This window comes from Roseobacter sp. HKCCD6576-2, from assembly GCF_013179285.1.
GTDB classification, from domain to species: Bacteria; Pseudomonadota; Alphaproteobacteria; order Rhodobacterales; family Rhodobacteraceae; genus Rhodophyticola; species Rhodophyticola oceani.
Genome location: NZ_WVNW01000062.1, coordinates 1 through 1,354 on the forward strand (window position 1 = coordinate 1; position 1,354 = coordinate 1,354).

1 protein-coding gene is annotated in these 1,354 nt (G+C 52.1%); it reads right to left on the reverse strand.

Features of this window, described 5'->3' with window-relative positions; translation table 11 throughout:
* Positions 1 to 237: 237 nt before the first annotated feature.
* The gene (locus GTF44_RS21945) at positions 238 to 1,110 is read right to left on the reverse strand and encodes an aminoglycoside phosphotransferase family protein (RefSeq protein WP_171563118.1); all 873 of its coding nucleotides are present in this window, start codon (positions 1,108 to 1,110) and stop codon (positions 238 to 240) included.
* Positions 1,111 to 1,354 lie beyond the last annotated feature (244 nt).

Genomic DNA, 1,354 nt, shown 5'->3' on the forward strand with positions numbered 1-1,354 from the left:
GGAACACCGGGCCAAAGTCGATCTTGCCGAAGTGCAGCCACTCTTCAAGCGCGTGTCCCCGCTCGGCTGGGCTCACATCTTGCTCACCGGCGAATACAAGTGGCCGAAGAGGCGGTGATGGGCATTGCCGAAATTCGCTGCATCATGCACTAGTTGAAAAAGAGCGGACGAAGGGTAAATTCGCTGTGTCCAGCCGAATGTCCGTTACCAGTCCAATAGTTTTGGTTGTTTCACCCATTAGAGGGTGCGATGCGCCCGAACCATAGTTTCTTCCTCTAGATCAGGCGCTAACTCTAACCAATCGAGATAGTGTAAGTTCAGCAGTTCCTTGCGTAGAATTTGAAACCGCAACTCCGCATCTGAAATGCGGCTGCCACAGCACTTTGAGTACTCCTCGAGGAAGGCACAGACCAGATCTCTACTACGGTCACCGCCAACCGCCTTTAGCCACCAGATCTGTGTTGCCACATCGAACGAAGTGGGGCCAACATGGTGGTGTTCAAAATCAATCAGAATGGCCTCGCCGCCGTCGAAGATAGCATTTCCGTGCCATGCATCACCGTGGCAAAGCCCAACGCTGGGGCTTCTTACATCTTTTCTAAATTCATCGATCAGCTCACTAATGAGCGCAACAACTTTCCGAAACCTAGAGCGCTCTAGCCCTTGGTGACTTGGGTTTTCGGGTTTTCTTGAGCAATCCAAAATCAACGCACGATCCACGCAATGCACCTTTGCCAATGATCTAGCCAAGGCTTCATTGTCGGCAATTGTGAGGCCGAGTTGGCGACCGGACACAGCCAAAGTGATCAACCCATTGTAGTTGTCGCTCTCGGAACTAATTGGCCCGAAAACAAGCGGCACCTTTAACTGCGGAACACCGCAAACGGGCAACCCAACAACCGAGAGTTTATGCATTACCGACAGTTCGTCTTCGAGATCAGAGAAGCTACGGTATGTCTCAGGCACCATTCGAACAAAGAATTGGCCTGCGTCCCCGGAATACTCGAAGATCTTATTTATGCCGTTTGATACGAGATCGCACCTTGTGCTGTTCCCGCCCAGATGACTTGTGATCTTCTGAGCTAATGATTTGGCCGTGTTCAAACTCATGTGGGCAGGTCTACATATCATCTTTCACGCTGTAAGCACCCGACTACAGCAAGCAGCCACTTATCGTCTACGCAGCATTCGTCGCAATGGGCTCTTTCGTTGGATCCGCCGCGCCCTGAACGAACGGCGGCTTTCGCTTAGCGTAGGATTTCACACTCTCCCGCAATAAACCCCTCTTTGAGTACTTCGACCCAGCCGCGACCGTCCTCGGTCTCGTCCTTGCCGACATCGAGCCCGACGATTT

What these genes read in the sequence shown, in the direction of transcription:
- GTF44_RS21945 (WP_171563118.1), bottom strand. Translation starts at nt 1,110, where the DNA reads ATGAGTTTGAACACGGCCAAATCATTAGCTCAGAAGATCACAAGTCAT.